This window comes from Variovorax paradoxus, from assembly GCF_030815975.1.
GTDB classification, from domain to species: domain Bacteria; phylum Pseudomonadota; class Gammaproteobacteria; order Burkholderiales; family Burkholderiaceae_C; genus Variovorax; species Variovorax paradoxus_N.
Genome location: NZ_JAUSXL010000002.1, coordinates 4,411,829 through 4,435,734, shown reverse-complemented (window position 1 = coordinate 4,435,734; position 23,906 = coordinate 4,411,829). Strand labels below are relative to the sequence as shown.

The following is a 23,906-nucleotide window of genomic DNA, read 5'->3' as shown; positions in this document are numbered from 1 at the left end:
GGGGAGGGAGAAATTCATCATCGACGCCTTCATGCGGCCGCCTCCTTCGCAATGCCCAGATAAGCTTCCTGCACCACCGGCGAGGCAATCACTTCAGCCGGTTCTCCATCCGCCACCAGCGTGCCGTTGTGCAGCACGATGATGCGGTCCGCCAGTTCGCGCACCACGTCCATCTTGTGTTCGACCAGCAGGATGGTCTTGCTCTTGTCCTGCTTGAGCTTGCGGATCAGGTCGAGGATGACCGGCGCCTCGGCCGCGTTCATGCCGGCCGTGGGCTCGTCGAACATGAAGACCTTCGGTTCGAGCGCCATCAAGAGCGCCACCTCGAGCTTGCGCTGGTCGCCGTGCGGCAGGCTCGCCACGGTCGCGTGTTCACGTGATTTGAGTGCCACGTCCGCCAGGATCTGGTCGGCGCGCTCGGTCAGCGCCTTGTGGTCGCTCCAGATGCTCCACAGGTTGAGCCCGCGCCGGTGCGCACCCTGGCGCGTGGCCTGCACCGCCAGGCGCACGTTCTCCAGCACCGTGAGGTTCGGGAACAGGTTGGTGAGCTGGAAGGCCCGCCCCAGCCCCGCGTGCGTGCGCGCCGACGGCGACAGGCCCGAGAGCAGCTGCCCGTCGAGCGACACCGTGCCCGCGCTCGCCTTGAGCTGGCCCGAGATCAGGTTGAAGTACGTGGTCTTGCCCGCCCCGTTGGGGCCGACGATGGCCGTCAGCGTGCCGGGCGCGAAGGCGCAGCTCACGCCATTGACGGCCACGTGCCCGCCGAAGCGGATGGTCAGGTCTTGCGTCTCAAGCATCGTGGGTCATTGCGATTGAAAAAGTAGATGCAGATCGGCCTCAGCAGGTGCCGATCACGTAGTAGTTGGGCCCGGTCTGCTTGAGCGTAGTGGTGACATAGACGTTCCACAGGCCCATCGACTGTCCCGAGCCGTAGGCATAGGTGAGGCCCCACAGCGCATAGGCGCGTCCCGCCACGGTGTGCGCATAGTTGCTGGCGGTGTAGCAGGTTCCGCCGCCGCCGCTGCCGGCCAGGGTGGTGCCCGTGGCCGCGGTCGACATCGCGCCCTGCGCATTGCTGGCGTCCAGCGCCGCCACGGTCCAGCTGTAGGTGGTGGACGGGGCCAGGCCGGTGTCGGTGTAGTTGGTGCCGGCCACCGGTGCGGCGTTGACCTTGCTGCCGCCGCGGTAGACGTTGTAGCCGCTCGCACCCGTGACGCCGGCCCAGCCGACCACCATGCTGCTGCTGGTCGCGCCCGAGGTGCCCACGCCGGCGGGCGCCGGCAGCGACGAGCCGCCGCCGGAGCCGGTCACACGGTCGACCATGGCCTTGAGCGCCGCCATCTGCGGACCCGACTTCTTCGCGTAGTTCGCGTTGTCATAGCCCCACCAGTCCCAGCAGCTGTTGGTGGCTGCGGTGCTGGTCTGCGGGTAGATCAGCACGATGTTGTTGGTGTCGGCCCAGCGGTTGTAGCCGGTCTTGCGTACGTACTGGTCACCCACGTCGGTGTAGTTCTGCTTGCAGCCATGCAGCACCAGGTGCACGCGGCACGACGCGGTGGTGCAGGCCTGCGGCACGTAGATCCAGCCGGTGGCGGCCACGCCGTGGCCGGTGATGAATTCCGACTGGTTGAACTCGGTGAAGCTGCCGCCCAGCGTGCCGTTGTTGCGCGGGTTCAGCGGCCCGTAGAGCTGCGTGAGGATCTCGCCCGCGAGGTCGAAGCCGCAGTTGTTGATGTACGGCGCGGCGGTGGTGCTGCAGGCGCCGCCGTAGTCGTCGGTGACCATCGCATGGCCGGCGCCGATGTTGTTCTTGTAGACCGTGTTGGCGGCGGGCACGAAGCTCTGGTAGTAGGTCTTGAGGTCGTCCATCACCGCGGGCTTGACGGTGTTGTCCGACGTACCCGAAAACATGTACACCTTGGAGTTGCTCATGTTCGACACCGGGTCGATCGCGCCGCTGGCGGCCCAGCTGTTGGTGGTGCTCACGAGCGACGACACCGGAATGCTGGTGCTGTGCGTCATGCAGCGCCCGGTGGCATTGACCACCGAGCCTTCGGCGCAGTAGTACGGACCGCCGGCGACCACGCCCGCGCCGCGCTTGAAGGTGGCCGAGTAAGCCACGTGCAACTGCACCGCCATGAAGCCGCCCGCCGAGAGGCCGGACACGCTCACCTCCGCCGGATTGGCCCCGAGCGCCGGCAGCGGCACCGCCGCCGGCGCGGCCTGTGCCGCCATCGTGATCGCCGCGGCTGCGGCCAACCCCTTCCAGTTCCATCGTTTCGCTGCCATCGCTGTCTCCTTCTGTTGTAGGTGTATCGAACGCTTGCTTGCTGACTGACGAATCGGCCGTTGGTCGCGCCGCGTCCGCGCCGCGAAGGCGCAGGCTGGCGCTCCGCCCGGCGGCCATCCAGGGCGAAGGGAATGCGGCTTCAGGGCCGCGGCTGCGGGCGAGCCCTTATCTCTTGTTCTTGATGGGAATGTCCATCTCTTCGGGCTTGATCTCGTGCACCAGCTCCGGCACGCCCCAGGCGAAGGCCGGGTCGGCCTTGATCTTGAAGTGGTACATCGACTGCATCGCCTGGTGGTCTTCCTTGCGGAAGGTCATCTTGCCCTTGGGCGTGTCGAAGCTCATGCCTTCCATCGCGCCGATTAGCTTGTTGGTGCCGGTATCGCCGTTGGTCTTCTTGAGCGCCGTGACCACCGCCATCGCGGCCGAGAAGCCGCCGGCCGTGAAGAAGTCCGGCGGCGTCTTGAATTCCTTGTAGTGGGCCGACACCAGTGCCTCGTTGACCGGGTTCTTCGGAATGCCGAAGTAGTAGTACGCCGCGCCTTCCATGCCGGGCAGGTTCTTGTAGGCCGCCATGGCCGGCAGGATGTTGCCGCCGGTGGCAATCTCGATGCCGTAGCGCTTGAGGTCGAGGTCGACGATCTTGAACGGATTGCCCGCGCCGGCCCAGACGATCCAGATGATCTTGCGACCCGGCTGGTCCTTGAGCTTGTCGATCAGGCGCTGCGCGCCGGCCGTGAAGTCGGTGGTGGCGGGCGGCAGGTACTCCTCGTGCACCAGCTTCGCCTTCTTGAGCGCGGCGCCGAAGGCCTTCACCCCGTCGCGGCCGAAGGCGTTGTCCTGCGCGAGCGTGGCCACGGTCACGCCGGCCTTGTCGATGGCCACCGCGTTGCTGATTGCGTCCTGGCTCGAATTGCGGCCGGTGCGGAAGATGTACTTGTTCCACTTGTCGCCGGTGATCGAATCGGCCACCGCGGGCTCCACGATCAGGATCTTCTTGTATTCCTCGGCCACCGGCAGCATGGCCAGCGCCACGCCGGAAGCCGTGGGGCCCACCGCCAGCGCGGCCTTGTCGTCGGAGTAGGCGGCGGCCAGCAGCGACTTGCCGAGGTCGGGCTTGCCCTGGTCGTCCTTCTCGATGACCACCAGCTTCTTGCCGTTGACCATCATCGTGCCGCCGGTGGCGTAGTCCAGGCCCATCGTGAAGCCGGTCTGCGTCTGCTTGCCGTAGGCCTCGAGCGGACCGGTCTTGCTGTAGATGTGGGCGATGCGGATTTCGTTGGACTGGGCCCAGGCGGGTGCGGCGGCGGCACAGGCGGCGAGTGCGGCCAGGGCGACGAGGTGGCGACGGTTCATTCTTTGTCTCCTGAAATAGGTGACTGAATATTGCACACTTCGTGCCATCTGCTAACCCCTTGATACCAAACACTTCTTCATTCGGAAGAAGCACCTTTCGACTGAATTCAGAACACTTGATGTGTCTGAATTTCAATCAACTGTCTATGTATCGGTCAGGGTTTTCTCGGAGACTTGGCGCTCGGCGATCCAGCATTGGAACTGGCGCTCGGCCTGCATGCGGAACTCGTTGCGCGCGTGGTTGCAGGCGGCGTGCGCCAGCCGGCGGTGCTTTTGCGAGCGCACCCCGCCGAGCGTCGAATCGATCAGGTGCTCGATGGTCGCGGACTCGGGCCTGCCGTGCGGCTCGTCGAAGTCCATGGGCAGGCCGCACCAATGGCAGTTGGGGCCGAAGGTGGAACGCAGGGCGCGCACGCTCACAGGCTCGCTCGCTCCGGGCCGATGCGGCGCACAAGGCCCGGCGGCTTCACGCCGGCCGCTCCTGGCTCGTCATGCGCTCGTAGAGCGTTGCGCGCGAAATGCCGAGCAGCCTCGACGTTGCCAGCTTGTTGCCGCCGGTGGACTCCAGCGCCGCGGCAATCGCCTTGCGCTCCAGTTCGGCTACCTGCTGCGCGAGCGGCCGCAGCAGCATCGCCTGTTCGTCGGCATCGTGCGCACTCTGCAAGGTGGCGGGCAGTTCGATCTGCTCCAGCCCCGCTTCGCGCAGGATGCGCTCGAGCTGCGCGGCGTCGATGCGCTGCGAGTCGCTGCGCATCGTGACCTGCTCCAGCACGTTGCGCAGCTCGCGGATGTTGCCGCGCCAGTGCTGGCCCGCCAGCAGCGCGAGCGCATCGGGCGTGATCTCGGGCGGGGCCTCGCCGCTGCGCAGCGCCATGTCCTCGCCCAGCGCCTCGACCAGTGCCGGAATGTCGCTGCGGCGCTCGCGCAGCGGCGGCACGCGCAACGGCAGCACGTTGAGGCGGTAGTACAGGTCTTCGCGGAACTGGCCGCGGCGCACCAGCTCAGGCAGGTCGCGCGAGGTGGCGGCGATCACGCGCGCATCGAAGGGCACGAGCTTGTTGGAGCCGAGCGGCTCGATCTCGCCCTCCTGCAGCGCGCGCAACAGCTTGGCCTGCAGGCCGAGCGGCATGTCGCCGATCTCGTCGAGAAAGAGGCTGCCGCCGTCGGCCAGCTTGAACTTGCCTTCGCGCCCGCGCCGGTCGGCGCCCGTGAAGGCGCCGGGCGCGAAGCCGAAGAACTCGGCCTCCAACAAGGTGTCCGGCACGGCCGCGATGTTGACGCTGACGAACATCCCCTTGGCCCGCGCGGAGGAAGCGTGGATCGCATGCGCCAGCAGTTCCTTGCCGGTGCCCGTTTCGCCCAGCAGCAGCACCGGGCTCGCAGACTGCGCGGCGCGCCGCGCATGGCGCTTCACCTCCACCGCGGCCGGGCTGCTGCCGATGAAGCTGGCAAAGGTGTACTTGGAGCGGCGCTGCCCGTCGGCCGCGTGCTGGTAGAGCGGGTTGTTGCGCTGGCTTGCGAGCTCGCGACGCGCGTCGTCGAGGTCGCGCTGCAGCAGCGCGAACTTGCTGATGAGCGGCTGCAGCGTGGTCTCGGGCTGGTCGAACAGCACGATGCCGATGGCGCCGATCACATCGCCCGCCCCGCCCTCCCGCTCCTCGCGCAGCGGAATGCGGCTGACCACGAAGGTGCCCGCCTTGTTGGTGAGCAGGTCGACCAGGATCGGCTCGCCGGTCTCGAGCACGCGCCGCATCTGCGTGTTGGGAATGACGTCCTCGACCATGTGGCCCAGGAACTGGTCGATCGACGAAAAACCCAGCGCCGGCAGGAAGCGGCGATAGCCTTCGTTGACCCACACGATGCGCCCGCTGCGGTCCACCAGGAACATGCCTTGGCTGATGCTCGAGAACAGATGGAACATCGAGCGCGCGGCCAGCGCAAGAATGCCCTCGGCGTCGAGGGGCAGAGCAGGCGATGCGGCAACGGGCGGAACGGCGGACATGGGCGGATCGTAGCGCGCATCATTCGGCCGCTCAGTCGGGCGTCTGTGGCGGCCGCCGGAAATGCCCCAAAAGCACATTCGCTCACCCATGCGAAGAAAGCCCTCATCCCGCCATAAGTAAATCAAACGTTTGATTACCTGCATGGTCTAATCGCCGGCATGAGCGCCTCCGCCCTGCAAGCACTTTCCGCCCGCGCGCCACGCAGCGACGGCGTCGAAGCACGCCAGCGCCTGCTGTATGCCGCCCTCGCCCTCTTTGCCGCCAACGGCTTCGCCAAGACCTCGACCCGCGAGATCGCGCGCGCGGCAGGCGTGAACATCTCGGCCATCAGCTACTACTTCAGCGACAAGGCCGGCTTGTATGCCGCCACCTTCGGCGAACCGATGGGCGGCAACGCGGGCGATTTCATCTCGCTCTATGCCGCGCCGGACCTGCCGATGGAAGAAGCTCTGCAGATCTTCTTCACCCGCATGATCGAGCCCCTGAAGCAGGGAGAAATCGTGCGGCAGTGCATCCAGCTGCACCTGCGCGAAATGCTCGAGCCGACCAGCCAGTGGGCCGAGGAGATGGAGCGTGACATCAAGGGCCCGCACAACGCCATCGCGGGCGTGCTGTGCCGCCGCCTGGGCCTCGCGCGGCCCGACGACGACGTGCACCGGCTGACCTTTGCCATCACCGGCCTGGCGATGCAGCTTTTCGTGAGCCAGGACCTGGTCGAGGCGATACGCCCCTCCTTGCTGAATACGCCGCGCAGCGTGGACACCTGGGCGCAGCGCCTCACGGGCTATGCCATTGCGCTGGTCGAGGCCGAAGCCCTGCGCCGCCAGGCCACTGCCAGGCCCGCGGCCGCACCTGCCCGTTCCGGGAGAAAGAAGACATGAGACGACTCCGATCGATTGCCGCCCTCTGCCTGCCTCTGTGCCTGGGCCTCGGCCTTGCCGGCTGCGGCCTGACACGCCCGCCCGCCGCGGCCCCCGCGCCCTTCCCCGCGCAGTGGCACGCGCCGCTGCCGCACGGCGGCTCGCTCGCATCGTTGGCCGACTGGTGGCGCCAGCTCGACGATCCGCTGCTGGTCGAACTGATCGCAGCGGCCGAGGCCGCGAGCCCCAATCTCGCGAGCGCCGCCGCGCGCGTGGCCGAGGCGCGCTCCACACGCGTGCAGGCCGGCGCGGCGCTGCTGCCCAACCTGGACGGCACGGCCTCGGCCAGCCGCGGTGTCTCGGGCTCCTCCTTCGGCTCGGCCGGCGCAAGCTCTTCGTCCAGCAGCACGGCCATCGCGCCGCTGACCACGCTGCAAGCGGGCCTGCAGTCCAAGTGGGAGATCGACCTCTTCGGCCGCCTGCGCGCCGACCGCGATTCGGCCGAGCAGAAGTTCAACAGCGCCACCGCCAAATGGCACGAAGCGCGCGTTGCCGTGGCGGCTGAAACGGCCAATGCCTATTTCGCCGAACGCGCCTGCCAGCAGCAACTGCGCGTGTCCGAATCCGATGCCCGCTCGCGCGGCGAAACGGCGCGGCTCAACGACCTGTCCGCGCGCGCCGGCTTCACGGCGCCGGCCGACGCCGCGCTCGCACGCGCCAGCGCCTCCGATGCCTCGGGCCGCCTGACCCAGCAGCGCGCGTTGTGCGCGGTGCAGCGCAAGGCACTGGTGGCGCTCAGCGGCATCGACGAGCCCACGCTCGAACAGAAGCTCGCCGCCTCGCCCGCGCAGCGCGCCCTGCCGGCGGTCGGCAGCATTGCCAGCGTGCCGGCGCAGGCGATATCGCAGCGGCCCGACGTGTATGCGGCCGAGCTCGGCGTGGCCTCGGCCAGCGCCGACGTGGGCTCCGCCGAAGCCGAGCGCTACCCCAAGCTCAGCATCTCGGGCTCGATCGGCCGCATGCAGATCCGCACCAGCGGCTTCCGGGAATCGCTCGACACCTGGACGATCGGGCCGGTGTCGCTCACCGTGCCGCTGCTCGATGGCGGCGCGCGCGCGGCCAACAGCGATGCGGCCAAGGCGCGCTACACCGAAGCGGTGTCGCTCTACCGCGCGAACGTGCGGCAGGCGGTGCGCGAGGTGGAAGAAGCCCTGGTCAACCTCGATGCCACCGATGCGCGCACCACCGATGCCGATGCCGCAGTGAAGAACTACCAGGCCTCGTTCGACGCCACCCAGGCCCGCTACAGCAGCGGCCTGGCCAGCCTGTTCGAGCTCGAGGATTCGCGCCGCACGCTCTTTGCCGCGCAGACCGCCCGCGTCTCGCTGCAACGCGAACGCACCGAAGCCTGGGTCGCGCTCTACCGCTCGATGGGCGGCGGCTGGGCCCGCCCCGAATCGCCCTCAATGACTTCCAACCCGGCCGCCAAGGTCGCGACGTCGCCATGAAAAGAATCATCAAACGCTCCACCCTTGCCATCGCCCTGCTGGCGCTGGTGATCATCGCGGCCGCGGCCGTGTGGCTGACGCGCAAGCCCGCGAACGAAACCGGCACGCCGGCCGCCGCCAAGGGCAAGGCGGGTGCACCGGCCGCTCGCCCGACGCTGACGGTCACCGTCGCCAAGGCCGAGCCCACCGAGCTCACGCTCACCCTTGCGGCCAATGGCAACGTGGCGGCCTGGCAGGAGGCCAGCGTGGGCTCCGAATCCAGCGGCCTCAAGCTGGCCGAAGTGCGCGTGAACGTGGGCGACGTGGTGAAGAAGGGCCAGCTGCTCGCCGTGTTCTCGCCCGAGACGGTGCGCGCGGACATCGCGCAATCGCGCGCCTCGCTCGCCGAGGCAAAGGCCACCGCCGCCGACGCTGCCGGCAATGCGGCGCGCGCCCGCACGCTGCAGGCCACCGGCGCATTGAGCCAGCAGCAGATCAACCAGTACCAGACGGCCGAGCAGACCGCCAAGGCGCGCGTCGAGGCCGCCGAAGCCGTGCTGGCCGCGCAGGAAGTGCGCGGCCGCAACACGCAGGTGCTGGCGCCCGACGATGGCGTGATCTCGGCGCGCACCGCCACGGTGGGCAGCGTGGTTTCGGCCGGCACCGAGCTGTTCCGCCTGATCCGCCAGGGCCGGCTCGAATGGCGCGCCGAAGTCACCTCGGCCGAGCTCAGCCGCATTGCGGTGGGCACCACGGCCTTCGTGGTCAGCGCGAGCGGCGCCCAGGTGCGCGGCAAGGTGCGCAGCATCGCGCCCACGGTCGATCCGCAAACGCGCGCGGCGCTGGTCTACGTCGACCTGCCGAACGTGCAGCAGAACACCGGCATCAAGGCCGGCATGTTCGCGCGCGGCGACTTCGAACTCGGACGCAGCTCCGCACCCACCGTGCCGCAGGCCTCCATCGTTCCGCGCGACGGCTTCAACAACGTCTTCATGCTGCTGCCCGACAACCGCGTGGCACAGCTCAAGGTGCAGACCGGCCGCCGCGTCGGCGAGCGCGTGGAGATCACCAACGCGCTGCCCGAGGGCGCGCAGATCGTGGTGCAGGGCGCCGGCTTCCTGAACGACGGCGACCTGGTGCGCGTCGTGGCCGCCCCTGCGCCCGCGGGTGCCGGTGCCCGGCCCGCCGCAGCGCCGGCCTCGGCCGCCGCGGGCGGCCACCAGGGCACCGCTGAAACGAGGGCACGCCCATGAACGTTTCCGCATGGTCCATCCGCAACCCGATTCCGGCGGTGATGCTGTTCGTGCTGCTGAGCTTCGGCGGGCTGCTGTCCTTCAACGCCATGAAGGTGCAGAACTTTCCGGACATCGACCTGCCGACCGTGACTGTCTCGGCGTCGCTGCCCGGCGCCGCGCCTTCGCAGCTCGAGACCGACGTCGCGCGCAAGCTCGAGAATTCCATTGCAACGGTGCAGGGCCTGAAGCACATCACCACCAAGGTGCAGGACGGCGCCGCCACGCTGATCGTGGAATTTCGCCTCGAGAAACCGGTGCAGGAAGCCGTGGACGACGTGCGCTCCGCGGTGCAGCGCGTGCGCGCCGACCTGCCGGCCGACGTGCGTGACCCGGTGGTCACCAAGCTCGACTTCGCGGCCCAGCCGGTGCTGGCCTTCACCATCGCCTCGTCGCGCATGGATGGCGAGGCGCTGAGCTGGTTCGTGGACAACGACATCACCAAGAAGCTGCTCGCGCTGCCCGGCGTGGGTGCGGTGAACCGCGTGGGCGGCGTCACGCGCCAGGTGCACGTCGACCTCGATCCGGCCAAGCTGCAGGCGCTGGGCGCCTCGGCCGCCGACATCTCGCGCCAGCTGCGCCAGGTACAGACCGAAAGCGCGGGCGGCCGCATCGACCTGGGCGGCAGCGAGCAGCCGGTGCGCACCCTGGCCACCGTGCAGTCGGCCGACCAGCTGGCCGACATGCAGATCGCGCTTTCCGACGGCCGCCGCATCCGGCTCGACCAGGTGGCGCGCATCAGCGACACCATCGCCGAGCCGCGCGCCGCGGCGCTGCTCAACGGCAAGCCGGTGGTCGGCTTCGAAGTGGCGCGCAGCCGCGGCGCGAGCGAGGTCGAGGTGGGCCGCGCGGTGCAGAAGGCGCTGGCCGACATGCGCGCGCAGCGCCCAGACATCGAGCTGACCGAGGCCTTCAACTTCGTCGATCCGGTGGAGGAAGAGTACGACGGCTCGCTGCACCTGCTGTACGAGGGCGCGATCCTGGCCGTGATCGTGGTGTGGCTGTTCCTGCGCGACTGGCGCGCCACCTTCGTCTCGGCCGTGGCGCTGCCGATGTCGGTGATTCCGGCCTTCATCGGCATGCACCTGCTGGGCTTTTCGGTCAACGTGATCTCGCTGCTCGCGCTCTCGCTGGTGGTCGGGATATTGGTGGACGATGCCATCGTGGAGGTGGAAAACATCGTGCGCCACCTGCGCATGGGCAAGTCGCCCTACGAGGCGGCCATGGAAGCGGCCGACGAGATCGGGCTGGCCGTGATCGCCACCACCTTCACGCTGATTGCGGTGTTCCTGCCCACCGCTTTCATGAGCGGCGTGGCCGGCAAGTTCTTCAAGCAGTTCGGCTGGACGGCCTCGCTGGCGGTGTTTGCCTCGCTGGTGGTGGCACGGGTGCTCACGCCGATGATGGCGGCCTACATCCTGAAGCCGATCGTCGGCACCGAGAAAGAACCGCGCTGGCTCACGGCCTACATGCGCGCCGTGGAGTGGAGCACGCACCACCGCTTCAAGACAATGGTGCTCGCCACCCTCTTCTTCTTCGGTTCGCTGGCGATGATTCCGCTGCTGAAGACCGGCTTCATTCCGCCGGACGACAACTCGCAGACGCAAATCTATCTCTCGCTTGCACCCGGCTCCACGCTCGCACAGACCACTGCGGCCGCCGAAGAAACGCGCCACCGAGTGATGCAGATCAAGCATGTGCGCAGCGTCTACACCACCGTGGCGGGCGGCAGCGCGGGCGGCGATCCTTTTGCCAACTTCGGCACGCCTGAAACGCGCAAGGCCACGCTCACCATCAAGCTCGACGAGCGCGGCGACCGTCCGCGCAAGCAGGTGATCGAGAACCAGATCCGCACCGCGCTCGAAACGCTGCCCGGCGTGCGCAGCACCGTGGGCCTGGGCGGCTCGGGCGAAAAATACATCCTCGCGCTCACGGGTGAAGACCCTGCCGCGCTGGCCAGCGCCGCCAGCGCCGTCGAGAAAGACCTGCGCACGGTGCCCGGCCTCGGCAACATCACGTCCACCGCGAGCCTGATACGCCCCGAGATCGCCGTGCGCCCCGACTTCGCGCGCGCCGCCGACCTGGGCGTGACGAGTTCGGCCATCGCCGAGACGCTGCGCGTGGCCACGCTGGGCGACTACGACCAGGCGCTGGCCAAGCTCAACCTCGCGCAGCGGCAGGTGCCCATCGTGGTGAAGCTCGAAGACTCGGCACGGCAGAATCTCGAGCTGCTCGGCCGCCTCTCGGTGCCCGGCACGCGCGGCCCGGTCATGCTGAGCCAGGTGGCCTCGCTGACGATGGAAGGCGGCCCGGCCGTCATCGACCGCTACGACCGCTCGCGCAACGTCAACTTCGAGATCGAGCTCTCCGGCGTGGGCCTGGGCGATGCCAAGGCCGCCGTCACAGCGCTGCCATCGGTCCAGAAACTGCCGCCCGGCGTGCGCGTGACCGAGGTGGGCGATGCGGAAGTGATGACCGAGCTGTTCGCGAGCTTCGGCCTCGCGATGCTCACGGGCGTGCTGTGCATCTACATCGTGCTGGTGCTGCTGTTCAAGGACTTCCTGCATCCGGTGACGATTCTTTGCGCGCTGCCGCTGGCGCTCGGCGGCGCCTTCGTCGGCCTCCTGATCGGGCAGAAGGCGCTGTCGATGCCGTCGCTGATCGGCCTGATCATGCTGATGGGCATTGCCACCAAGAACTCGATCCTGCTGGTGGAATACGCCATCGTGGCGCGCCGCGACCACGGCATGAGCCGCTGGGACGCGCTGCGCGACGCCTGCCACAAGCGGGCGCGGCCGATCATCATGACCACGCTGGCCATGGGTGCGGGCATGCTGCCGATTGCCGTGGGCTTCGGCACCGCCGATTCGAGCTTCCGCTCGCCGATGGCGATGGCGGTGATCGGCGGGCTGATCACGTCCACCGTGCTGAGCCTCTTGGTGGTGCCGGCGGTGTTCACCTATGTGGACGATATCGAGCACTGGATACGGCGGACCGTGCGCAAGCTGCGGGGGCAGCCGGCTGATCCGCATATCGACGACGACCTGGTCGAAACGCCGCCCCGCCCCGCGGCCTGAGCGGCTGCGATTTCCTCCTCCACTCCCTCCTCCTCGCCGTGAACGGGAGGAGGCGTCGAGTAGCAAAGGGCTGCCCGTTCGGCCAGAGGAATAGGCTGCATGGCGGATTCCGCCGAAGAGCGGCGCTTCGAATAATCCGGTGCCTGTACACACACAAGGCACCGGCATTGCGCGGCGAGACCCCCATGATTCGACCCACCCTGCGATTCGGCTCACACGGCGCCGGCGTTTCGCTGCTGCAATCGGCCCTGAACCAGTGGGTGGCCTCCAAGCTTCCGCAGCTGGTGGCCGACGGGCAGTTCGGATCCAAGACCACTTCCAAGGTCAAGGAGTACCAGGGATTCTGCAAGCTGGTGCCCGACGCCATCGTCGGGCCCAAGACCTGGGGCATGCTCGAAACGCTGATCGCCCAGCTCATCGGAATGGTCACGCCGCCGCCCGGCGGCAAACCGGCGTCAGCACTGGGCGACAGCGTGGTCGCGGCAGCGGAAGCGGCGCTGCTCAGATGGGGATGGACGACCTCGTCCCAGCCCAGCCCGAGCAATGAGCGCATTGCCGCGGCGCTGTGCGCAAATCCTGCGAGCCCGCAGCGCCCGCGCCAGGGCGGCATGGGGCTGCAGAAAATCTTCCAGGATGCGAACGCCGCCGGCGCCTACATCGGCCGCTGCCCCACCATCACCGCGACTGCCGTGTCGAAGTGGCAGGAAATGGACGCCGGCAATTGGCGCAACGCCAACGACCTGTGCGCATGGTGCGGCATCTTCTGCATCTACGTGTACCGCACCGCCGGCGTCCATGTGCCGGGCGGCTGGGCCCAGCACAGCAAGAACGTGTTCGACAGCACGGTGTTCCGGCGAATTACCGATTACTCGGCCGTGTTTCCGGGCTGCATCGGCGTGGTGAGTGGAATCAACCCGGGTGGACGCAACCACCATTTCATCGTCACTTCGAACGGCAACGACCGGATGGAAAGCATCGACGGCAACGCCTTTGGTCCCGACCGCAACGACAAGAGCAAGGGCAACAAGAGTGTGATCGCGCGCAACGAGTACAGCTACGCCGCGCTCAGGCAAGAGACGGCGTACTTCCTCGCACCCGTGTCGGCGGCTTGAAAAAAAGAAAAAAATGCCGCGAGGCCAACAAGGCACCGCGGCATTCCGGGAAGAAGAAAGAAGACGATTCGCGGAAAGGCTCAGGCCGCGAGCCTGGCCAGCTTCCGCTCACTCATCCGCTTGGCAACCCGCGGCAGCACCAGCACAGCCACGATGACAACCACCAGCGTGATCGACATCGGCCGCTGGAAGAACACCGTCGCGCTGCCCTCGCCGATCGACATCGCGTTGCGCAGCTGCGCTTCTGCGAGCGGTCCGAGGATCATGCCCACCACCACAGGCGCGGTCGGAAAGTCGAAGCGCCGCATCGCCACGCCCAGCAGGCCGATGCCATAGAGCAGAAACAGGTCGAATGCGCTCTGGCGCATGCCGTAGGCACCCACCGTCGCGAAGATCAGGATGCCGGCGTAGAGCTGCGGCTTGGGAATCTTCAGCAGCTTGACCCACAGGCCCACCATCGGCAGGTTCAGCACCAGCAGCATGACGTTGCCGATGTAGAGCGAGGCGATCAGCGCCCACACCAGCGCAGCCGATGTGGTGAACAGCTGCGGCCCCGGCTGGATTCCGTAGTTCTGGAACGCGCCGAGCAGGATGGCGGTGGTGTTCGAGGTGGGAATGCCGAGCGTGAGCAGCGGAATCAGCGCCGCCGTCACCGTGGCGTTGTTGGCGGCCTCGGGGCCGGCCACGCCTTCGATGGCGCCCTTGGTGCCGAACTCGGCCTTGGCGTCCGCGTCCTTGGCGAGCTTCTTTTCCATCGCATAGCTCAGGAAGGTCGGTATCTCGGTGCCGCCGGCCGGAATGCAGCCGAATGGCGTGCCGATGGCAGTGCCGCGCAGCCATGCGGGGATGGAGCGCTTCCAGTCGCGCTTGCTCATGTGAACGCGGCTCAGCTTGTTCTGCGCCTCCACCACCTTGCCTTCATACAGCACGGCGTACAGCACTTCGGCCACCGCGAACAGGCCGACCGCAACCAGCACGATCTCGATGCCGTCGAGCAGCTCGGGAATGCCGCCGGTGTAGCGGCCCTGGCCCGAGATCTGGTCGAGCCCGACGCAGCCGGCCGCCAGGCCGATGAACAGCGCCGTCATGCCGCGCAGCGTGCTCTTGCCCAGCACCGCGCTCACCGTGGTGAAGGCCAGCAGCATCAAGAGGAAATACTCGGGCGGGCCGAGCTTGACCGCGAACTCGGCCACGAACGGCGCGAACAGCGTGACGATGACGGTGGCGATGGTGCCGGCCACGAAGGAGCCGATGGCGGCGGTGGCAAGCGCAGCGCCCGCCCTGCCGCTCTTGGCCATCTTGTTGCCTTCCATCGCCGTCACCATGCTGGCCGTTTCGCCCGGCGTGTTGAGCAGGATCGAGGTGGTCGAGCCGCCGTACATGGCGCCGTAGTAGATGCCCGAGAAGAAGATCATCGAGGCCGTGATGTCGACCTTGCCGGTAATGGGCAGCAGCATGGCCACCGCCACGGCCGGGCCGATGCCGGGCAGCACGCCCACGGCCGTGCCCAGGGCGCAGCCCACCAGGCACCAGAGCAGATTGACGGGGGTGATCGCCGTGGCGAAACCCGTCATGAGTGCGTTGAAGATTTCCATGTCAGAGCCATCCCGACGTTGTGAGGCCCGGCAGGTTGATGGCCAGGAACTGCGTGAACATCCAGAACACCGGGGCGGCAATGAGTGCGCCGGTGACGAAATCGATGCCCCAGGTACGCGGCGCGTTCGCGCGGGCCTGTCCGCTCGCACGGCGCAGGCCTTGCACGGCCAGCACGTAGCACAGCGTGCAGCTCAGGATGAAGCCGAGCGTCGTGATGAGCGCCGCGTTGAGCAGCAGCCCCGCCGATACCCAGATGAAGCCGGGCCAGTACGCACGGTCGGCGCCCGTGGGTGCGTCGAGCTCACGGAAGCCGCCGGTGCGCGCTTCCCAGAGAATCCATCCGCCGCACAGCGTGAGCACGCCCGACACCAGCCAGGGCAGGAAATTCGGCCCGACGCCGCCGTAGCCGGCCTCGGAAGAAATGCCGATGGCACCGAAGGCCAGCGCCAGGCCGGTCAGCAGCACGCCGATGCCAACCAGCGTTTGGGGCCAGGTGGCCGTCGGTGGCGGCGCGGCCGAGGAGTCTGGAGTTGTCATTTTTTCTCTCGGGATGTGGAACTGGATTTGAAAACGGCACGCTGTCGTCTCTTTCGAGGACAGCGCGCCGTGTGGCGGCCAGTGGTGCGAGCCAAATTCAGACCATGCCGGACTTGGCCATGATGGCGCGCAGGCTCGCGAAATCGTCGTCGACGAACTTGGCAAAGGCCTCGCCCGAAAGCACCGCCGGCGTCCAGTCGTTCTTCTTGAGCGACTCGGCCCACGACGGGCTCTTCATGGCGGCCAGCACCATGTCGGTCAGCGACTTGCGCTGCTCGGCGCTGATGCCGGGCGCGCCGTACACGCCGCGCCAGTTGCCGATCTCCACGTCGATGCCCTGCTCCTTGAGCGTGGGCACGTTGATGCCAGGCAGGCGCTGGGCGGAGGTGACGGCAATGGCCTTCATCTTGCCGGCGGCGATGTACTCGGCGAACTCGCTGTAGCCGCTGCCGCCGATGGTGACGTTGCCGCCCAGGATGGCGGCGGTGGCCTCGCCGCCGCCGCGGAAGGCCACGTAGTTGATCTTGGACGGATCGGCGCCGACCTTCTGCGCGATCATGGCCGCGGCGATGTGCTCGGTGGAGCCGCGCGAACCGCCGCCCCACTTGACGCTGCCCGGGTCCTTCTTGAGCTGCTCGACCACGTCCTTCATGGTCTTGAACGGCGAATTGGCCGGCAGCACGAACACGTTGTATTCGGTGGTCAGGCGGGCGATGGGCGTGGCCTGCGAGAGGTTGACCGGCGGCTTGCCCGTGATGATGCCGCCGAGCATGACGGAGCCCATGACCATGAGCGCGTTCGGATCGCCCTTGGAGCCGTTCACGAACTGGGCCAGGCCCAGTGCGCCGGCGGCGCCGCCCTTGTTGTCGTAGGTGACGGTGTCGGCTACCTTGGCTTCGGTCAGGGCCTTGCCCAGCGCGCGGCCCGTGGTATCCCAGCCGCCGCCCGGGTTGGCTGGAATCATCATCTTGACGTTGGCTGCGGCGCGTGCCGACAACGGCAGGGCTCCGGCGGCGGCCAGCGCGGCCAATGACTTCAAAAAGGTGTCGCGACGCATCGTTGTCTCCTGAGTACTAAAGAAAACCTGACTTGGACCTGAGCCGCTATCATGCGCCGCCCTGCTGTCAGTTGGCTGTCCACCGGACTGGGGAAAACACCGAAGTACCATTCCCCTCCACACCCCATGAAGCTGCTGCTGATCGAAGACGATCCCTCGATGCAGGTCACCCTGCAGCGCACCCTCGCCCGCAGCAAGATCGACGTGCGCATCTGCGGCGACGGCGCCCTGGCCGTGGAGCAATGGCGCGCCCTGGAGCCCGACGTGGTGGCGCTCGACCTGAGCCTGCCCAACCTCGACGGCCTGCAGGTGCTGGCCCAGGCGCGCGCCGCGGGGCTGCGCACCCCCGTGCTGCTGCTCACCGCCCGCGGCACGGTCGGCGACCGCATCATGGGCCTGAACGCCGGCGCCGACGACTACCTGCCCAAGCCCTTCGATCTCGACGAACTGGAAGCGCGCATCCGCGCGCTGCGCCGGCGCCACCAGAATGCCGGCGCCGACGCGGGCCCGAACCCGCAGGAGGTGGGCGGGCTGCGCTTCGAGCCCGAAAGCGGCGCCATTTATCACAAGAGCGGCATCCTGGAGCTCACGCCGCGCGAACTCGCGCTGCTCAAGGCACTGATGATGAAGCCCGGCCATGCAGTGAGCAAGGAGCGGCTCTTCGAGCTCGTGTTCCCGGGCGAAACCGATGTGCAGTACGAGGCCATCGAGGTGGTGGTGTACCGCCTGCGCAAGAAGCTCGCGGGCACCGGCGCGGCGCTGATGACGCTGCGCGGGCTGGGCTACCTGCTGCGCGCCGAACCATGAAGACGGCCTTGTCGCTGCGCGCGAGGCTGCTGCTGGGCATTCTCGCGCCGGTGGCGCTGTTCATCGTGATCAACAGCGTGAGCCTGTACCGGCAGAGCCTGGCCGCAGCCACCACGGCCTACGACCGCACGCTGCTCGCATCGGCCAAGACCATCGGCGAGCAGCTCGACGTGGAAGGCTACGACGAGAAGGCGCGGCTGCGCGCCGTCGTGCCCTATTCGGCGCTCGAGGCCTTCGAGGCCGACAACCGCAGCCGCCTTTTCTACCGTGTTTCCGCGCTGGACGGCGAAATGGTTTCGGGCTTTGCCGAGCTACCGTTCTGGCGCGGCCGCATCCCCGACCGCGGGGCCTATGCGGCCCTGGTCGATTTTTACGACGCGCGCTTTCGCAACCAGCCGGTGCGCATGGCGGTGTTGCTGCAACCCGTGGCCAGCGCCCATGGCCGCGGCATGGCCGTGGTGCAGGTGGCGGAAACCCTGGAGCTGCGCGAAACGCTGGTGCGCAAGCTGCTCGTCGACATGCTGTGGCGCCAACTGCTGCTGATGGGTGTGATCGCGCTGGTGACCGTGCTGGTGGTGCAGCGCGCCACGCGGCCGGTCAGGGAACTCGGCGAAGCCATCGAGAAGCGCGCGGCCGACGATCTTTCCCCCATCGACGCGCCTGATGCGCCGCGCGAACTGCGCCCGCTGATCGATGCCACCACCGAGGTCATGGGCCGGCTGCAGCGCCTGCTCGACCACCAGAAGCGCTTCGTGCGCGACAGCGCCCATCAATTGCGCACGCCGCTCGCGGTGCTCAAGGCGCAGGTGCAGTCGGCGCGGCGCGGCGACGTGCCGCCCGAGCAGGCGCTGGGCGAGATCAGCCAGACCGTGGAGCGCGCCACCACGCTCGCCAACCAGATGCTGTCGCTGGCCAAGGTCGAGCAGCTGCGCCAGCGGCCCGAATCGATGCCGCTGGAGCTCGGCGAGGTGGTGCGCCAGATTGCACTCGACCTGTCGCCGCTGATCGCCGACAAGGCGCTCGACTTCGAACTGGCCATCGACGGGCCCGTGACGGTGCGCGCCCACCAGTGGATGCTGCAGGAGCTCACGCGCAACCTGCTGCACAACGCGATCAAGCAGAGCCCGCGCGGCGGCGCGCTGTCGGTGATGGTGCGCTGCGACGCGCAGGAAGCCGTGCTGACGGTGCGCGACGAGGGGCCCGGCATATCGGCCGAACTGCGCCAGCGCCTGTTCGCGCCGTTCTCCGCCGGCGATGCGGCCAGCGGTTCGGGGCTGGGCCTGGCCATCTGCCGCGAGATCGTGCTCGCGCTCGGCGGACGCATCACCCTCGACAACCGCGGCACGCAGGAAAATGCCGCACAGGCGATCGGCCTCGATGCTGTCGTGCGGCTGCCCGTCTACCGCCACAATGCCTGAAACATATGGATCGCCTGCGCATCGACAAATGGCTCTGGGCCGCCCGCTTCTTCAAGACGCGATCCCTGGCTGCGGACGAAATCGGCAAGAACCGGGTGCAGGTCAACGGCGACGTCGCCAAGGCCTCGCGCGAGGTCAAGCCCGGAGACACCGTCGCCATCCGCCTGGGCGCCGTCACGCGAACGGTCACGGTGCGCGGATTGAGCGGCCAGCGCGGGCCCGCGCCGGTGGCTCAGCAGCTCTATGAAGAAACGCCCGAGAGCATTGCCGCGCAGGCCGAAATGCGCGAGCAGCGCCGCATGGGCAGCGAGCCGGCGCTGGCCATCGAGCAGGGCCGGCCCACCAAGCGCGACCGGCGCGAGCTCGACGGCGCGGCGCGGCATGCCGAATGGGACAGCCGCTGGAGCGCTTCCATCGATCCCGAAGACACCGAGCGCTGATCGCCAATCGCTTACCCTGCGTGCTTTTGCACGGAGTCCGGGTTCATGGCCAGCTTCAAGAAATACCGCGCCGACAGCAAGTTCAAACTCTCGCAGGTGGACCCCGGCGAATCTCCGTTCCTGGATGGCGACGAAGCCGACCAGCTCGCCGAGATCGACACCCTGGCCGTCGAACTCGACGACATGCAGAACCTGCTGCATGCCGAGGGCCGCCGCAAGGTCCTGCTGGTGCTGCAGGGCATGGACACCAGCGGCAAGGACGGCACCGTTCGCTGGGTCTTCTCGCGCACCTCTCCGCTGGGCGTGCGCGTCACCGCCTTCAAGGTGCCCAGCGACGACGAGCGCGCGCACGACTACCTCTGGCGCTGCCATGCGGTGGTGCCGCGCGGCGGCGAGATCGCGGTGTGGAACCGCAGCCACTATGAAGACGTGCTGGTGCCCGTGGTCGAAGGCTGGATCGACAAGGCCGAGACCCAGCGGCGCTACGCGCAGATCAACGACTTCGAGCGCCTGCTCGTCGAGACCGGCACGGTGGTCGTCAAGTGCATGCTGCACATCGACAAGGACACGCAGCGCGAACGCCTGCAGGCGCGCATCGACACGCCCGGCAAGCAATGGAAGTTCAACGTGGGAGACCTCGAGGTGCGCACCAAGTGGAACGCCTACCAGCAGGCCTACGACAAGGCGCTGCGCGCCACCTCGACAGACCACGCGCCCTGGTACGTGATACCCGCCAACAACAAGCGGCACCGCAACCTGATGATCGCGCGGCTCCTGATGAAGATCCTGCGGCAGATGAAGCTCAAGGCGCCGCCCGCGGATCCTGCCCTCAAGGGCATGCTCATCAAGTGACGAGCGCCAGTGCCGGTGCTGCGGGCGTCAGGAGCGGCGAACGGCCGAGGACTGGCCCAGCACCCGGCACTTGCCGAATTCGCAGCGCACGGCCCAGATGGCGCCGTTCGAGCACGGCACGCTGTACGACTCGTAGCCCGGGCCCTTGGCCGTCAGCTCGGCGCGCGGCTGGATGCTGCACTGCCCGGCCCTGGCAAGGACTTCGGCGTTGTAGGTATCGACCCCGGTCCGGCGCGGCGCCAGGACGACTTCCGGATTGAAGGCATGGCCATAGAACGTGTCGCGCACGTTCGGATCGAGGTTGCGGTAGCCGCGCTTGGCCATGCAGTGCACCAGCGCGATCTGCTGGTGCTCGGCAATCAGGTCCGCGCTGGGCCGGTAGGACATGTCGATCACCGCCGCCGAAATGCCGGTGTACGAGGCCGCTGCCACAATGCCCTGTCCATGCACCGTGATCAAGCCCAGGCCCAATGCGAGCCACATGGCGTCGCCGGTTTCGCTGCGCGCGGTGATCCGCGTTGCCGCCACGCGGCAATCGGCCACGTCGCTGTCGTAGCGGGCCCGGTCCACGCCTTCCATGGCGATCATGGGCACATACGACAGCCCGGTTCCGGTTCCGGGTTGCGTGGGTGCGGGTGGCGCGCTGGCGCAGCCGGCCAATGCAACAACGGCGCACACGATGCTCAGCAGCAGCTTCATGGAGATCCCTCGTCCTCTTCGCGATAGTTCGGGCGATTTAACCATACAGATGGTTACTTTTGAGCCTGCTTTGTCGCAAAGTTGCGACGAACGAGTTGCTGAGTGCTTTTTGCTGACAGCGGAAATCATTGAACATGCCCATCGACAACACGACCCCCGGCAACGCCATCCGCGAACTCTATGCCGCGCTGTGGCACTTCGCTGCCGGCGCGCGCGGGCAGCTGCTGGGCGCCACCGCGCTGCTCGGCGTTTCGCAGCTGATCCGCCTGACGCTGCCCTACCTGGCGGGACAGGCCATCAACGCGCTGCAGCGCAATGAATTCGGCGCTGCGGGCCGCTGGATCGCGACGCTGGCCGGCGTCTACATCGGCGCCTGGGCGCTGCACGGGCCGGGCCGCATCCTCGAGCGCAACGTGGGCCTGAAGGTGCGCGAGGCGCTGGCCGACCGGCTCTATGCCCGCATTGCTGCCGCCCCGCTGGCCTGGCACGACAGCCACCATTCGGGCGAACTGCAGCATCGCGTGCACCAGGCCAGCCGGGCGCTCGCGGATTTCGCGCAGAACCAGTTCATCTGGCTCACGAACGCCGTCAACTTCGTCGGACCGCTGGTCGCGCTGGCCCTGCTCTCGCGCACCAGTGGCCTCACGGCGCTGGCCGGCTACGTGCTCATCGCCGTCGTGATCGTGCGCATCGACCGCGCGCTGATGCTTCTGGCGCGCGCGGAGAACGACGCCGACCGCCGCTATGTGGCCGCGCTGCTCGACTTCCTGGGCAATGCGTCGACGGTGATCGGCCTGCGCCTGCAGGGCGCCTCGCGTCTGCTGCTGCGCCGGCGCATGGCGGCCATTTCGCTGCCGCTCAAGCGCACCGTGGTGCTCAACGAAGGCAAGTGGTTTGCCGTCGACCTGATGGGCCTGGCACTGACCTGGGGCCTGGTGGTGATCTATGTCTGGCAGGCGCGCACGCCGGGCCAGGCCGTGATGCTGGGGGCGGTGTTCATGATCTACCAGTACGCGCAGCAGGCGGCCGGTGTGGTCACTTCGGTGGCGGCCAATTTCCAGTTCTTCGCGCGCATGCACACCGACTACAGCAGCGCCGAGCCGATCTGGCAGGCGCCCAGGAGCCACACGGAAGAAAGCCCGCCCGAGCAGGTTCCCGCGCATGAACGCATCGCGCCCGATGCGGCGTGGAAGACGCTGGAGGTCGATGGCCTGCAGTGGAACTACGCGCTTCGCGGCAGCGCGGCGGCGGCAGCCGGGGAGCCCGCGCGCGCCGGGCTCAAGGCCGTGGCGCTAACGCTTCGCCGCGGCGAGCGCATTGCGCTGGTGGGCCCCAGCGGCGGCGGCAAGAGCACGCTGCTGCGCGTGCTCGCGGGCCTGTATGCGCCGCATGGCGGCACGCTCGCCATCGACGGCCAACCGGCCGACTGGACGCAGCTGCGCGGCATCGCCACGCTGATCCCGCAGGAAACCGAAGTGTTCGAAGCCAGCGTGCGCGAGAACCTCTCGTTCGGGCAGCCCTTCGCCGACGAAGCCCTGCACGCCGCGCTGCATGCGAGCGCGTTCGACGAGGTGCTGGCGGCCACCCACGGCGACCTGGACACGCCCGTGTCCGAGCGCGGCTTCAACCTCTCTGGCGGACAGCGCCAGCGCCTGTGCCTGGCGCGCGGCGTGCTCGCGGCACAGGGCAGTTCGCTGCTGCTGCTCGACGAGCCCACGAGCGCGCTGGATGCCGGCACCGAGGCGCGCGTGCTCGAACGCATCGCCGGCGCCTTTCCGAACGCCTGCGTGATCGCGTCGATCCATCGCCTGAGCCTGCTCGACCGCTTCGACACCGTAGTGGTGATGGAGGCAGGTCGCGTGCTCGACGCCGGGCCGCGCGATGCAGTGCTGCAGCGCCAGCCGCTGCTGCAGCGGCTGGTGGCGCCGGTCGAGGAACGCGCCGCGGCCTGAACCCTTTTCCGCCTTGAAACCGGGGAGAACTGCAATGCCTATTGCAGCGCCGCCGGCTTGATCCGCGATGCCATGCCCGCAGTGCCGAAGGCCTGGAAGCGGTCGATGCAGACATCGCGTGCGGCTGCTGTCGCTTCCTTCAGGAACTTGCGCGGATCGAATTCGCTGCGGTCCTGCCCCATCGCGCGGCGCATGGCGCCCGTCATGGCCAGCCGGATGTCGGTGTCGATGTTGACCTTGCGCACGCCGTGGCGGATGCCTTCCTGGATCTCCTCCACCGGCACGCCGTAGGTTTCCTTGATGTCGCCGCCGAAGTCGCGGATCACGGCCAGCCATTCCTGCGGCACCGACGAAGAACCGTGCATCACGAGGTGCGTCTTCGGAATGCGCGCATGGATCTCCTTGATGCGGTCGATCGCGAGGATGTCGCCGGTCGGCTTGCGGCTGAACTTGTAGGCGCCGTGCGAGGTGCCGATGGCAATGGCCAGTGCATCCACGCCGGTGCGCGAAACAAAGTCCACCGCCTGCTGCGGATCGGTCAGCAGCTGGTCGTGCGACAGCACGCCCTCGGCGCCGCTGCCGTCTTCCTCGCCGGCCATGCCCGATTCGAGCGACCCGAGGCAGCCCAGCTCGCCCTCGACCGAGACGCCGACCGCATGCGCCATCTCCACCACGCGGCTGGTCACGCCCACGTTGTAGTCGTAGCTCGCGGGCGTCTTGGCGTCTTCCATCAGCGAGCCGTCCATCATCACGCTGGTGAAGCCCGAGCGGATGGCCTGCATGCACATCGACGGGCTCGCGCCGTGGTCCTGGTGCATCACGATCGGGATCTCGGGGTACATCTCGGCCGCCGCCTCGACCATCTTGCGGAGGAACGGTTCGCCCGCGTACTTGCGCGCTCCGGCCGAGGCCTGCAGGATGACCGGGCTGTCGGTCTTCCGCGCGGCCTGCATGATGGCCTGGATCTGCTCCAGGTTGTTGACGTTGAACGCCGGCACGCCGTACTGGTGCTCGGCGGCGTGGTCCAGCAATTGGCGCAGCGAAATCATGGCCATGGGAAGCTCCTGTGGATGT

General features: G+C 67.9%; 20 protein-coding genes. 10 read left to right on the top strand and 10 right to left on the bottom strand.

Features of this window, described 5'->3' with window-relative positions:
• Window positions 1-29 precede the first annotated feature (29 nt).
• The 5 genes from QFZ47_RS24485 to QFZ47_RS24465 all read right to left on the bottom strand — a co-directional run bounded on the left by QFZ47_RS24485 (window position 30) and on the right by QFZ47_RS24465 (window position 5,645).
• Window positions 30-797, bottom strand: coding sequence for an ABC transporter ATP-binding protein (locus QFZ47_RS24485; protein ID WP_307658109.1), 768 nt, complete (start codon window positions 795-797; stop codon window positions 30-32).
• 40 nt (window positions 798-837) lie between these two features.
• On the bottom strand, window positions 838-2,289 hold the full coding sequence (locus QFZ47_RS24480; RefSeq protein ID WP_307658108.1) for an extracellular catalytic domain type 2 short-chain-length polyhydroxyalkanoate depolymerase: 1,452 nt from the start codon (window positions 2,287-2,289) through the stop codon (window positions 838-840).
• 166 nt (window positions 2,290-2,455) lie between these two features.
• Entirely contained in the window at window positions 2,456-3,643 is a 1,188-nt protein-coding gene (locus QFZ47_RS24475) for a substrate-binding domain-containing protein (protein ID WP_307658107.1), read from the bottom strand.
• Between the two features lie 144 nt (window positions 3,644-3,787).
• Window positions 3,788-4,063, bottom strand: coding sequence for a hypothetical protein (locus QFZ47_RS24470; protein WP_307658106.1), 276 nt, complete (start codon window positions 4,061-4,063; stop codon window positions 3,788-3,790).
• A 46-nt stretch (window positions 4,064-4,109) separates the two neighbouring features.
• Window positions 4,110-5,645, bottom strand: coding sequence for a sigma-54 interaction domain-containing protein (locus tag QFZ47_RS24465; RefSeq protein ID WP_307658105.1), 1,536 nt, complete (start codon window positions 5,643-5,645; stop codon window positions 4,110-4,112).
• 159 nt (window positions 5,646-5,804) lie between these two features.
• On the opposite strand from QFZ47_RS24465, the gene QFZ47_RS24460 reads away from it, so the two are divergent.
• The 5 genes from QFZ47_RS24460 to QFZ47_RS24440 all read left to right on the top strand — a co-directional run bounded on the left by QFZ47_RS24460 (window position 5,805) and on the right by QFZ47_RS24440 (window position 13,474).
• Window positions 5,805-6,527: a CerR family C-terminal domain-containing protein gene (locus QFZ47_RS24460; protein WP_307658104.1), complete on the top strand. Its 723-nt coding sequence runs from the start codon at window positions 5,805-5,807 to the stop codon at window positions 6,525-6,527.
• Window positions 6,524-8,014, top strand: coding sequence for an efflux transporter outer membrane subunit (locus QFZ47_RS24455; protein WP_307658103.1), 1,491 nt, complete (start codon window positions 6,524-6,526; stop codon window positions 8,012-8,014). The genes QFZ47_RS24460 and QFZ47_RS24455 overlap by 4 nt, the downstream gene beginning before the upstream one ends.
• Window positions 8,011-9,246 carry an efflux RND transporter periplasmic adaptor subunit gene (locus QFZ47_RS24450; RefSeq protein WP_307658102.1) on the top strand — a complete coding sequence of 412 codons (1,236 nt, stop codon included), beginning with the start codon at window positions 8,011-8,013 and terminating at the stop codon, window positions 9,244-9,246. Before QFZ47_RS24455 ends, QFZ47_RS24450 begins: the two co-directional genes overlap by 4 nt.
• Complete coding sequence (locus QFZ47_RS24445; RefSeq protein ID WP_307658101.1) at window positions 9,243-12,362, top strand: efflux RND transporter permease subunit; 3,120 nt, start codon at window positions 9,243-9,245, stop codon at window positions 12,360-12,362. Before QFZ47_RS24450 ends, QFZ47_RS24445 begins: the two co-directional genes overlap by 4 nt.
• A 185-nt stretch (window positions 12,363-12,547) precedes the next feature.
• Window positions 12,548-13,474 carry a peptidoglycan-binding domain-containing protein gene (locus tag QFZ47_RS24440; protein ID WP_307658100.1) on the top strand — a complete coding sequence of 309 codons (927 nt, stop codon included), beginning with the start codon at window positions 12,548-12,550 and terminating at the stop codon, window positions 13,472-13,474.
• Between the two features lie 80 nt (window positions 13,475-13,554).
• On the opposite strand, the gene QFZ47_RS24435 is transcribed toward QFZ47_RS24440, so the two are convergent.
• From QFZ47_RS24435 to QFZ47_RS24425, 3 genes are all read right to left on the bottom strand, one after another.
• Window positions 13,555-15,069, bottom strand: a complete 1,515-nt coding sequence (locus QFZ47_RS24435) for a tripartite tricarboxylate transporter permease (RefSeq protein ID WP_307658099.1) — start codon at window positions 15,067-15,069, stop codon at window positions 13,555-13,557.
• A 1-nt stretch (window position 15,070) separates the two neighbouring features.
• Entirely contained in the window at window positions 15,071-15,607 is a 537-nt protein-coding gene (locus QFZ47_RS24430; RefSeq protein ID WP_307658098.1) for a tripartite tricarboxylate transporter TctB family protein, read from the bottom strand.
• A 97-nt stretch (window positions 15,608-15,704) separates the two neighbouring features.
• A complete protein-coding gene (locus tag QFZ47_RS24425) occupies window positions 15,705-16,664 on the bottom strand; it encodes a tripartite tricarboxylate transporter substrate binding protein (RefSeq protein WP_307658097.1) in 960 nt (319 codons plus the stop codon).
• A gap of 126 nt (window positions 16,665-16,790) precedes the next feature.
• Here QFZ47_RS24425 and QFZ47_RS24420 point away from each other — a divergent pair, with 126 nt between their 5' ends.
• The 4 genes from QFZ47_RS24420 to QFZ47_RS24405 are packed head-to-tail and all read left to right on the top strand — an operon-like array spanning window position 16,791 to window position 20,181.
• Entirely contained in the window at window positions 16,791-17,471 is a 681-nt protein-coding gene (locus QFZ47_RS24420; protein WP_307658096.1) for a response regulator transcription factor, read from the top strand.
• Window positions 17,468-18,889, top strand: coding sequence for a sensor histidine kinase (locus QFZ47_RS24415; RefSeq protein WP_307658095.1), 1,422 nt, complete (start codon window positions 17,468-17,470; stop codon window positions 18,887-18,889). Before QFZ47_RS24420 ends, QFZ47_RS24415 begins: the two co-directional genes overlap by 4 nt.
• A 5-nt stretch (window positions 18,890-18,894) precedes the next feature.
• Window positions 18,895-19,329, top strand: a complete 435-nt coding sequence (locus QFZ47_RS24410; protein WP_307658094.1) for an RNA-binding S4 domain-containing protein — start codon at window positions 18,895-18,897, stop codon at window positions 19,327-19,329.
• A 45-nt stretch (window positions 19,330-19,374) separates the two neighbouring features.
• On the top strand, window positions 19,375-20,181 hold the full coding sequence (locus tag QFZ47_RS24405) for a PPK2 family polyphosphate kinase (protein ID WP_307658093.1): 807 nt from the start codon (window positions 19,375-19,377) through the stop codon (window positions 20,179-20,181).
• Between the two features lie 27 nt (window positions 20,182-20,208).
• Here QFZ47_RS24405 and QFZ47_RS24400 read toward each other — a convergent pair whose 3' ends face one another.
• The gene (locus QFZ47_RS24400) at window positions 20,209-20,880 is read right to left on the bottom strand and encodes a hypothetical protein (RefSeq protein ID WP_307658092.1); all 672 of its coding nucleotides are present in this window, start codon (window positions 20,878-20,880) and stop codon (window positions 20,209-20,211) included.
• Window positions 20,881-21,014: 134 nt separating this feature from the next.
• On the opposite strand from QFZ47_RS24400, the gene QFZ47_RS24395 reads away from it, so the two are divergent.
• Window positions 21,015-22,832, top strand: a complete 1,818-nt coding sequence (locus QFZ47_RS24395) for an ABC transporter ATP-binding protein (RefSeq protein WP_307658091.1) — start codon at window positions 21,015-21,017, stop codon at window positions 22,830-22,832.
• A 38-nt stretch (window positions 22,833-22,870) separates the two neighbouring features.
• Here QFZ47_RS24395 and fba read toward each other — a convergent pair whose 3' ends face one another.
• Complete coding sequence (gene fba, locus QFZ47_RS24390; protein ID WP_307658090.1) at window positions 22,871-23,887, bottom strand: class II fructose-bisphosphate aldolase; 1,017 nt, start codon at window positions 23,885-23,887, stop codon at window positions 22,871-22,873.
• Window positions 23,888-23,906: the final 19 nt, after the last annotated feature.

What these genes read in the sequence shown, in the direction of transcription:
- QFZ47_RS24485 (WP_307658109.1), bottom strand. Translation starts at nt 797, where the DNA reads ATGCTTGAGACGCAAGACCTGACCATCCGCTTCGGCGGGCACGTGGCC.
- QFZ47_RS24480 (WP_307658108.1), bottom strand. Translation starts at nt 2,289, where the DNA reads ATGGCAGCGAAACGATGGAACTGGAAGGGGTTGGCCGCAGCCGCGGCG.
- QFZ47_RS24475 (WP_307658107.1), bottom strand. Translation starts at nt 3,643, where the DNA reads ATGAACCGTCGCCACCTCGTCGCCCTGGCCGCACTCGCCGCCTGTGCC.
- QFZ47_RS24465 (WP_307658105.1), bottom strand. Translation starts at nt 5,645, where the DNA reads ATGTCCGCCGTTCCGCCCGTTGCCGCATCGCCTGCTCTGCCCCTCGAC.
- QFZ47_RS24460 (WP_307658104.1), top strand. Translation starts at nt 5,805, where the DNA reads ATGAGCGCCTCCGCCCTGCAAGCACTTTCCGCCCGCGCGCCACGCAGC.
- QFZ47_RS24455 (WP_307658103.1), top strand. Translation starts at nt 6,524, where the DNA reads ATGAGACGACTCCGATCGATTGCCGCCCTCTGCCTGCCTCTGTGCCTG.
- QFZ47_RS24450 (WP_307658102.1), top strand. Translation starts at nt 8,011, where the DNA reads ATGAAAAGAATCATCAAACGCTCCACCCTTGCCATCGCCCTGCTGGCG.
- QFZ47_RS24445 (WP_307658101.1), top strand. Translation starts at nt 9,243, where the DNA reads ATGAACGTTTCCGCATGGTCCATCCGCAACCCGATTCCGGCGGTGATG.
- QFZ47_RS24440 (WP_307658100.1), top strand. Translation starts at nt 12,548, where the DNA reads ATGATTCGACCCACCCTGCGATTCGGCTCACACGGCGCCGGCGTTTCG.
- QFZ47_RS24435 (WP_307658099.1), bottom strand. Translation starts at nt 15,069, where the DNA reads ATGGAAATCTTCAACGCACTCATGACGGGTTTCGCCACGGCGATCACC.
- QFZ47_RS24430 (WP_307658098.1), bottom strand. Translation starts at nt 15,607, where the DNA reads ATGACAACTCCAGACTCCTCGGCCGCGCCGCCACCGACGGCCACCTGG.
- QFZ47_RS24425 (WP_307658097.1), bottom strand. Translation starts at nt 16,664, where the DNA reads ATGCGTCGCGACACCTTTTTGAAGTCATTGGCCGCGCTGGCCGCCGCC.
- QFZ47_RS24420 (WP_307658096.1), top strand. Translation starts at nt 16,791, where the DNA reads ATGAAGCTGCTGCTGATCGAAGACGATCCCTCGATGCAGGTCACCCTG.
- QFZ47_RS24415 (WP_307658095.1), top strand. Translation starts at nt 17,468, where the DNA reads ATGAAGACGGCCTTGTCGCTGCGCGCGAGGCTGCTGCTGGGCATTCTC.
- QFZ47_RS24410 (WP_307658094.1), top strand. Translation starts at nt 18,895, where the DNA reads ATGGATCGCCTGCGCATCGACAAATGGCTCTGGGCCGCCCGCTTCTTC.
- QFZ47_RS24405 (WP_307658093.1), top strand. Translation starts at nt 19,375, where the DNA reads ATGGCCAGCTTCAAGAAATACCGCGCCGACAGCAAGTTCAAACTCTCG.
- QFZ47_RS24400 (WP_307658092.1), bottom strand. Translation starts at nt 20,880, where the DNA reads ATGAAGCTGCTGCTGAGCATCGTGTGCGCCGTTGTTGCATTGGCCGGC.
- QFZ47_RS24395 (WP_307658091.1), top strand. Translation starts at nt 21,015, where the DNA reads ATGCCCATCGACAACACGACCCCCGGCAACGCCATCCGCGAACTCTAT.
- fba (WP_307658090.1), bottom strand. Translation starts at nt 23,887, where the DNA reads ATGGCCATGATTTCGCTGCGCCAATTGCTGGACCACGCCGCCGAGCAC.